Annotated in this window: 8 protein-coding genes and 1 pseudogene; 5 read left to right on the forward strand and 4 right to left on the reverse strand. The window is 72.6% G+C overall.

From position 1 onward, the window contains the following. The coding region (locus E1281_RS40740; protein WP_165959217.1) for a transcriptional regulator at positions 1-884 on the forward strand (884 nt) is incomplete at its 5' end. Here E1281_RS40740 and E1281_RS33420 read toward each other — a convergent pair. Then, complete coding sequence (locus tag E1281_RS33420) at positions 859-2316, reverse strand: wax ester/triacylglycerol synthase family O-acyltransferase (protein WP_131883711.1); 1458 nt, start codon at positions 2314-2316, stop codon at positions 859-861. The two genes, E1281_RS40740 and E1281_RS33420, sit on opposite strands and share 26 nt — an antisense overlap. Before the next feature lie 244 nt (positions 2317-2560). On the opposite strand from E1281_RS33420, the gene E1281_RS33425 reads away from it, so the two are divergent. Next, the gene (locus E1281_RS33425; protein ID WP_131883712.1) at positions 2561-3238 is read left to right on the forward strand and encodes a uracil-DNA glycosylase; all 678 of its coding nucleotides are present in this window, start codon (positions 2561-2563) and stop codon (positions 3236-3238) included. A 15-nt stretch (positions 3239-3253) separates the two neighbouring features. On the opposite strand, the gene E1281_RS33430 is transcribed toward E1281_RS33425, so the two are convergent. Beyond that, positions 3254-4105, reverse strand: coding sequence for a hypothetical protein (locus E1281_RS33430; protein WP_243717674.1), 852 nt, complete (start codon positions 4103-4105; stop codon positions 3254-3256). A gap of 149 nt (positions 4106-4254) precedes the next feature. Here E1281_RS33430 and E1281_RS33435 point away from each other — a divergent pair, with 149 nt between their 5' ends. Then, positions 4255-5016, forward strand: a complete 762-nt coding sequence (locus E1281_RS33435; RefSeq protein WP_131883714.1) for a lysophospholipid acyltransferase family protein — start codon at positions 4255-4257, stop codon at positions 5014-5016. Between the two features lie 65 nt (positions 5017-5081). Next, positions 5082-6242, forward strand: a complete 1161-nt coding sequence (locus E1281_RS33440; protein WP_243717675.1) for a DUF5925 domain-containing protein — start codon at positions 5082-5084, stop codon at positions 6240-6242. On the opposite strand, the gene E1281_RS33445 is transcribed toward E1281_RS33440, so the two are convergent. Then, positions 6233-7420, reverse strand: coding sequence for an aminotransferase class I/II-fold pyridoxal phosphate-dependent enzyme (locus E1281_RS33445; protein ID WP_131883715.1), 1188 nt, complete (start codon positions 7418-7420; stop codon positions 6233-6235). The two genes, E1281_RS33440 and E1281_RS33445, sit on opposite strands and share 10 nt — an antisense overlap. A 241-nt stretch (positions 7421-7661) precedes the next feature. Then, positions 7662-8489 (reverse strand): DUF2470 domain-containing protein, encoded by an 828-nt coding sequence (locus E1281_RS33450; RefSeq protein ID WP_131883716.1) that lies wholly within the window; start codon positions 8487-8489, stop codon positions 7662-7664. A 61-nt stretch (positions 8490-8550) separates the two neighbouring features. On the opposite strand from E1281_RS33450, the pseudogene E1281_RS42885 reads away from it, so the two are divergent. Then, a pseudogene (locus E1281_RS42885) lies at positions 8551-8637 on the forward strand (30S ribosomal protein S4); the annotation flags it as partial.

Below are 8637 nucleotides of genomic sequence, written 5' to 3' on the forward strand. Positions count from 1 at the left end.
GCCGGGAGGGCTGGGTTCCGAGCGCGCCGGTTCCGCTGGAGTCCGTCCGGCTGGAGTGGGAGGCCGACCCCGTCCCGCCCGCCGTCGCGGACCCGGACGACGGGCTGCCCGCCGGGTACCGGACGTACGCCGAGGCGATGGGCGCCCTCGCGCCGCCGAGGGTGTTCGAGGACCGTCCGAGCCACCGCCTCGTCGCCGCCGACCCGCCGGTGCTGCGGTTCGGGCCCGCCCGGTACTTCGACGGGGTGAACGTCGGCGAGTCCGCGGCGCACGAGCTGGCGGCCGGGGTGGACGGGCTGCCGCTGCGGAACAGGATCGGCGACCCCTGCGACCTGAGCCGGCGGGCGGTGCTGACGGCGATCACGACGGTGACCCTCACGACCTCCGGGGAGTATGTCCTGCACTGGCGGGATCCGGCGAAGGTCGCGCACGCCGGGGGGCTCCACCAGGTGATGCCGGTCGGCGTCTTCCAGCCGCTCCGCGACGAGCCGCCCGGCCTGTGGCGGAGCATGGTCCGCGAGTACGCCGAGGAGCTGCTCGGGATGCCGGAGGACTACGGCGAGGGCTTCGTCCAGGAGGACTGGCCGTTCCACCGGGCGATGACCGCCGAGCGGGAGCGGGGGCGGGTGCGGGCGTACTTCCTCGGGCTCGGCGTCGACCCGCTGACGTTCGCGCTCGACCTGCTGACCGCCGTCGTCATCGACGACGCGGTGTTCGGGGACCTGTTCGGCGGGCTGGTCGCCGTCAACGACGAGGGCGAGGTGTCGATGGCGCCGTTCGACGGGAGCGTCCCGCGGCCGATGCAGCCGGCCGGTGCCGCCGCGCTCGCCCTGGCGTGGCGGCACCGGGACACGCTCGTCAGTCCTCCAGCGCCTCGCGGCTGAGGCCCTTCAGCTCGTCCAGCGCGTCCACGAGGTGGTCGATGATCTCCGACGGGTCGGGGACGAGTTCGCGGCAGGCGACGATGCCGACGTCCACCTTGCCGTCGTAGGAGAACACGGTGACGTTCAGCCCGCCGCTGACGTCGGTGATGACCGAGATCGGGTAGTAGCCGAGCACCTTCGCCCCGCACAGGTACAGCGGGAACTGCGGGCCCGGCACGTTCGAGACGATGAGGTTGACCGGGCGCAGCGAGATCGCCGGCGCGGCCTGGAGCGCGAGGCGGGTGACGGCGCCGGCGACGGGCGCCGGGAGGACGCCGCTCAGCTCCTGCACCCAGCTCCCGGACGACCCGACGAACCGCCGCTTGGCGACGTCCATGTCCCGCCGGACGGCGGTGTACCGGTCGGCGGGGTCGGGGACGTGCGTGGCGAGCGGCGTCGTCATGATCGACACCTGGTTCCCCGGGTCGGCCGCGGTGGCGCCGCGCCGCAGCGACACCGGGACGGCCGCGACGAGCGGGCGCTCCGGCAGGTCGCCGCGCTTGTCCAGCCACTTGCGCAGCGCCGTCGCGCACAGTGCCATGACCACGTCGTTGACGCTGCCGCCGAGGCCCCGCCTGATCTGCTTGATCTCGTCCAGCGGCAGCTCGCCGAAGGCGACCGCGCGGCGGCGCCCGATCGGCGCGTTGAACGGCGTCGGCGGGGCGCTCATCCGCGGCGCCCTCGGGACGCCGGGACGGCGCAGCGCGCCCTGCACGACCGACGACACCAGCCCGGCCCCCGGGATGGCGGCGACGCCGGGGATCTCGTCGAGATAGGGGGCGGCCCGCGCGACCGACAGCGCGGTGCGGACGGGATGCAGCGCGGCCCTCAGCAGCCCGGTGCCGAGCATGTCGGCCGTCCCGGGCGCCCGGGTCGGCGGGGTCTCGTCGGCGGGCAGGTCGCGGGGCTCGGGCGACAGGTCCAGCAGCGCCGCGAGCGTCTCGGCCGCCATCACGCCGTCGACGGCCGCGTGGTGCACCTTCACGTAGACGGCCGTGCAGCCGCCGGCGAGGCCGTGGATGAGGAACATCTCCCAGAGCGGGCGGGACCGGTCGAGGGGCTGCTCGTGGAGCATCGCGACGATCTCGGAGAGCTGCCGGTCGGTCCCCGGCGCGGGAAGCGCGATCTCGGAGATGTGCCACTCGGGGTCGAAGTCGGGATCGTCCTCCCAGTACGGGCGGTCGAGGCCGAACGGCACCTGGGCGAGCCGCTGCCGCAGCGGCCGGGCCGCCAGGTGCGCCCGGCTCCGGACGAGCTCGGCGACCATCGGCACGGTGAGCCGGCCTCCGGGGCACGAGGCCGGGTCGACGATGCCCAGGCCCGCGATGTGGGCGTGGGTGGTGCCGGTCTCGGCGTTGAGGAACGTGGCGTCCACGGTGGTCAGCTGGCTCATGTCTCGTCCGTCCGCTCGCGGTGCGGCTTCCTTACCTCTCTAGGAGTTATGCGGTTCAGGGCAGCAGGTCAACGTGGGCCGTCAGGAAGTAACCACGACTTAACAGGACGTTTCACCCGGTTCATCTGCCGGTTTCACGCGGACTTGTAAAGATTTTGCCTTCTTCCGGCCGAATGCGGTCAGAAAACTTCACAAGTCTGATCAAGCCCCCGGCATCATGATCACCGCACTAGGGTTGTGCCCCATGACGGCACGACCACTCCCCGAGATCGTCGAAGCCGGCTGGGCGACCGCGCTCGCCCCGGTCGCGGGGACGATCGCCGCCGCCGGAGACTGGCTGCGCGCCGAGGTCGCCGCCGGGCGCCGGTACCTGCCCGCCGGGAACCACATCCTGCGGGCGTTCACCCAGCCGTTCGGCGACGTGCGCGTCCTCATCGTGGGCCAGGACCCCTACCCGACCCCCGGGCACCCGGTCGGCCTCAGCTTTTCCGTCGCCCCGGACGTCCGGCCGCTGCCCGCCAGCCTGGTCAACATCTTCCGCGAGTACTGCAGCGACCTCGGCCACCCGGAGCCGTCCACCGGCGACCTCACCCCGTGGGCGGAGCAGGGCGTCTGCCTCCTCAACCGGGCGCTGACCGTCATGCCCGGCAAGCCCGGCTCGCACCGCGACAAGGGCTGGGAGGAGGTCACCGAGCAGGCCATCCGCGCCCTCGCCGCCCGCGGCGGCCCGCTCGTGGCCGTCCTGTGGGGCCGCGACGCCCGCAACCTCAAGCCGATGCTCGGAGACGTGCCCTGCATCGAGTCGCCGCACCCGAGCCCCTACTCGGCCGACCGCGGATTCTTCGGCTCCCGCCCGTTCAGCAGGGCGAACGAGCTTCTCGAGCAGCGCGGCGGCCGGCCGGTGGACTGGAAACTGCCCTGACCGGGGCCCGCCGCCTCACTCCTCCGGGAGGCGGTGGAGAAGCGTCGAGAACTCGGGGGAGCCTTCGGGGGACGCGGGGAGCGGAGTCAGGCGGCGCTCGCCGTGGCTCCAGTAGACACCGGGGGCGCAGGGGTCTTCGGCGTCGGCGTGCATCTCCCGGACGACGTCGGCGAACACGGGGAGCACCTCGCGGACGGCCGTCGAGGTGATCGGGTACAGCAGCAGCGTGCTGTGGCACGGGACGCCGACGAGGGCGCCGTGCTCGTTCGGCCCGGGGAGGAACTGGTCGACCTCGCTGAGCAGCGCCGACACGTAGCGGCTGCCCGGCTTGGTGACGACGCGGACGTTGCGTCCCGGCAGCAGCGGCTGGGTCCGAACGGCGACGTCGGCCAGCTCGCGGTCATGGGTGTTCGTCATCACGTAGCCGAGCTTGTGCAGGCCCAGCAGGCCGGCGCGGGCCTTGGTGAGCGGGCCGCCGTAGCGCGGGTGCTCGATCATCACCATCGCGTCGAAGTGGTCTCCGGCGGGGACGACGACGAGGCCCTCCCGGTCGCCGGGCGCGAGCTTCGGCACGATGCGCAGCCGCAGCAGCTCCCGGACGTCGCCGAACAGCTCCATCTCCCCGACCGCGAGGAACGCGCGGTCGGTGACCTCGCGGACCCACTCGTCCACCACGCGGGGCCATGCCGTGCGCGACTCGCGCGCACAGCGCTCCAGCACCGTCCAGCTGGAGGCCCTGGCCTCCGACCGCCCCACGGGCAGCACCACCTCGGAGGTACCGGAGTCGAACCAGGCGCTGGGCGCCAGGGCGGGCAGCACGTCGCGGATGAGCTCGTGCACGTCCGCCGCCGCGTCCAACGGTTCCATGCTCATCCCCTTTCACCCATCAGCCGAATCCTCACCGATAGCCGGATCACGTCACCACCCCACCTTCTCAGAGTTCGGCCCCGTTGTGTGATCCATCGCGATCCCCGCCCGCACTCGCTGATCATGAGCTGCTCAAGTACGGTTCTCCCATGGCCGAAATCGTGTACCCGCCGGTGATCAAAACGGCTCTCGGGATCTTCAAGGCCCTGAACATCAGGTTCCGCGTGGAGGGCACGGAGCAGATCCCGAGCACCGGAGGCGCGGTGCTCGTGAGCAACCACGTCAGCTACCTCGACTTCATCTTCGCCGGCCTGGCCGCGCACCCGGCGAAGCGGCTGGTGCGGTTCATGGCCAAGAAGGAGATCTTCGACAACCGGGTCGGCGGGCCGCTGATGCGCGGCATGCACCACATCCCCGTCGACCGGAACGCGGGCGCCTCGTCCTACGCGGCGGCGCTGAAGGCGCTGAAGGGCGGCGAGATCGTCGGGGTGTTCGCCGAGGCGACGATCAGCCGCTCGTTCACGGTGAAGGAGATCAAGAGCGGCGCGGTGCGGATGGCGGTGGCGGGCAAGGTACCGCTGGTCCCGGTCGCGATCTGGGGTCCGCAGCGGCTGTGGACCAAGGGCCGCAAGCGCAGGCTCCTCCAGCGCAACGTCCCGGTGACGATCCTGGTCGGCGAGCCGATGTACCCCAAGCGCGGCGACGACTACGACCAGGTCACCCGTGACCTGCACGCCCGGATGTCGGAGATGCTGGAGAGGGCGCAGCGCGAGTACCCCGACGTCCCGCGCTCGGACGAGACCTGGTGGCAGCCCGCCTACCTCGGCGGGACGGCGCCGACACCGGAGGAGGCCGCGAAGCTCGACCTCGAAGAGGCCGAGGCGCGCAAGACCGCCCGCGAGGACTCCTGACCCCGGCACCGCCTCCCGGCTAATTCGGTGGACGTTCCCGGCCACCGGGCGTGATCATTCATGTCATGACCATGTCGCAGGAGACCCCGCAGGAGTTCCTGCATCTCGTCGAACCCCAGGAGAACGCCACCGGTCCGGGGTCGGAGTCGGCACTGCCCGTGGTCTTCAACCTGAACGACAACAATTCGCCGACCGACGTGATGGACGTGCTGTCGCTGCGTCCGTTCGCGTCCGGTGAGCAGCCCTGGTCGCGCTCGACGCGGCTGGAGCACGTCCGGGCGGAGGCGCCGCTTCGCCCCGCGGACGCCCGGATCGTGCGGGTGGCGCAGGAGAAGGGCCAGCATTCGGTGCTGGCCGAGGGCGACGGCTGGACGCTGCTGACCAACCGGTGGAAGAACAACTGCGCGTACGTCGCGGTGTCCGCGGTCACCGAGGAACTGGCCGACTCGGTCTTCGAGGAGTCGGTGAAGGACGCGACCGAACCTCCCGAGGTCGACGAGACCAGCGTCGAGATGGGCTTCTGGCACATGGGCCCGCGCGGCCCGGTCCGCAACGAGCGCGGGATCACCGCCGACCCGTGGGAGGACATCCGGCGCAACTACACCGCGCCGGTCGCCGAGGCCCTCGACGGCGTGATGGGCCTCACCGGCGAGGACGTCTCGGGACGCCTGCTGCTCCTGCACGGCCCGCCCGGCACCGGCAAGACCACCGCGCTGCGCGCCCTCGCCCGCGCCTGGAACGGCTGGTGCCAGTCCGACTGCGTCCTCGACCCGGAGTCGCTGTTCGGCACGCCGAGCTACCTCATGGAGGTCGCGGTCGGCGACGAGGACGAGAACCGCCGCTGGCGGCTGCTCATCCTGGAGGACTGCGACGAGCTGATCCGCGGCGAGGCCAAGCAGTCGACGGGCCAGGGCCTCTCGCGGCTGCTCAACCTCACCGACGGGATGCTCGGGCAGGGCCGCGACGTCCTCGTCGCCATCACCACCAACGAGGACCTCGCCATGCTGCACCCGGCGGTCGTCCGCCCCGGCCGGTGCCTCGCGCAGATCGAGGTGGGCCGCCTCACCCAGGCCGAGGCGGTGGCGTGGCTGGACGGCACGGACGCGCCGTCCACCGAGATCGGCGGGGACGGCGCGACGCTCGCCGAGCTGGTCGCGCTCCGCAAGGGCGAGAAGCGCCCGCACGACCCAGAGGCGCCCGCCTCCGCGACCGGCTTCTATCTCTGACCGGCCTTGCCGAGGGCCTGGTCCAGGTCGGCCCAGAGGTCGTCGGGGTGTTCCAGGCCGACCGACAGGCGCACGGTTCCCTCGCCGATCCCGGCGGCGGCGAGGGACGCCGCGTCCATCTGCCGGTGGGACGTGCTCGCCGGGTGCAGGGCCAGCGACACGACGGCGCCGAGCGACGGGCCGAGCCCGATCAGCTCGACGGCCTCGGAGAACACGCCGCCCGCGTCCCGCCCGCCGGCGAGCTCGAACGCCAGGACGCCGCCCGCTCCGTCCGGCAGCAGCCGCCGCGCCACGTCGTGCTGCGGGTGGTCGTCCAGCCCCGGGTAGTGGACGCGGGTGACCGAGGGGTGCGCGGCGAGGCGCCCGGCGATGTCCAGCGCGGACGCGCTCTGCCGGGCCACGCGCATCGGCACCGTGGCGAGGCCCCGCACGGTCAGCCACGCGGCGAACGGGTCGGCGACGGACCCGAGTTCGACGGCATGGCTCCACACCCGCTGGTGCAGGGCCGGGTCGGCGAAGACGACGATGCCGCCGACGACGTCACCGTGCCCGCTGAGGTATTTCGTCGTCGAGTGGATGACGATGTCGGCGCCGTGGTCGATGGGCTTGCAGAGGAGCGGCGCGAAGGTGTTGTCGACGACGGTCAGGACGCCCGTCCCGCTGAGGGCCGCGGAGAACGCCGGTATGTCCGTCACGTGCGTGGTGGGGTTGGCGACCGTCTCCAGGTAGACGAGCCGGGTGGCGGGGCGCAGCGCCTCCCGCAGCTCGGCCGGGTCGTCGCCGGGAACGTAGGTGACCTCGACGCCCCACCGCTCGGCGAGATCCTGGAACAGCGCGTAGGTGCCGCCGTAGAGGGCGGTCTGCGCGATGACGTGGTCGCCGGAACGCAGCAGCCCCGTCAGGACGGCGTTGACCGCGCCCATCCCGGACCCGGTCGCCAGGGCCCCGGCCCCGCCCTCCAGCTCGGCGACGGCCCGCTCCAGCGACCGGACGGTCGGATTGCCGAGCCGTCCGTACATGAACGCCTCGTCCGGCCCCTGGAAGGCGGCGGCCAGCTCGTCGGCGCCCTCGAACGAGAACAGATGGCCCTGGTAGATCGGCACCCCGAGCGGACGGCTCCCCACCGGTGCGATGACGGGCGGATGCACGGCTCGGGTCTGAGGATGATGTTCGGTCATGCATCCACCCTGCGCCACGGCGCCACCCGGCGGAATGGCCAATCTCGCGCAGTGGCCCGCGACACGGGCTCGCGGGAGGTGACCCCGGACACGTCACCGGTCCGCCCACCCCGCGAGGACGAACCGGTGATCGGGCCGGCCGGTCGGTCACGGCTGGTGTCCCCGGCCCGGCATCCCGAGCATCACCCGGCGAGGCGCCCCTCCGCCATCCGGGAGAACACCGCCAGAACAGGCGCCGGTATCAGGGGTCGCGAGGGGACGTACTACGGGTCTCTACCGACTGGGCGAACAAGTGGCGATAGGCGTGGCGGAGGGCGTGAAGATCATCGACGGGCCTGGTGAACGGCAGGCGCAGGTCGAACGACGGAGCGCCCCGGGGCGGGGCGGAGCAGCGCAGCCACATGCCGTAGCGGTCGAGGGCCAGCGGGCGGACGGGGCCGGGCGGCACCGACGCGGGCAGGAGCCTCGTCAGCTCGTCGCGGTGGGCGGAGTCGAGGTGGGTGAGGATGCCGGCCTCGATGGCGACGAACGGGTCGGGCGCGGCTTCCGCGTACTCCTCCGGTTCCAGCGTGGCGCTCCCCCACGCGTCGTCGATCTCGACCTGGGCGACCTCCAGGGCCAGGATCGTCCATTCGCGCTCGCCGTCGCGGGCCGTCCGCTCGTCGCCGAGGTCGAGCAGCTCGGGACGTGGATGGGCGCGGGACAGCCGGAGCGCGGCCCCGCGCAGTTCGCCGGCGGGGACCTCGCTGAGCCAGCCGTGCAGCCAGGCGCGCCCGCGGACCCGGTCGGCCAGCGTGACCGGGGCGACGTCGGAGATCCGCAGCGTGGCGGGCACGTCGGCCCCGTCGGGCTCGGCGGTGAGCGCGGCGACGATCGGCGAGGCGCGCTGGACGAGCAGGAGCGGCCTGCCCTCCCGGTCGGTCGAGTGCGCCGGGACCGGCGCGTACGGGACGCCCGGCGCGACCAGGACGCCGTCCGCGAAGCCGTAGGCGAGCGTCCGGGCCCGCTCCGCCGGGGTCGGCCCCTCCGTGGTCTCCGTGCTCTGCGTTGCCTGCGCTCGCGGCACCATGCCCTCCTTGACGTGTAGGTTAGGCTTACCTAACTTAGGCATACCTAACCACCAAGGGAGAGTGATGAACAACCCCCGTCCCAAAGTCCGGACGTCGCGGGCCCTCGGCATCCCGCTGACGCCGAAGGCCGTGAAGTACTTCGAGGCC

The organism is Actinomadura sp. KC345 (assembly GCF_004348515.1).
GTDB lineage: Bacteria > Actinomycetota > Actinomycetes > Streptosporangiales > Streptosporangiaceae > Spirillospora.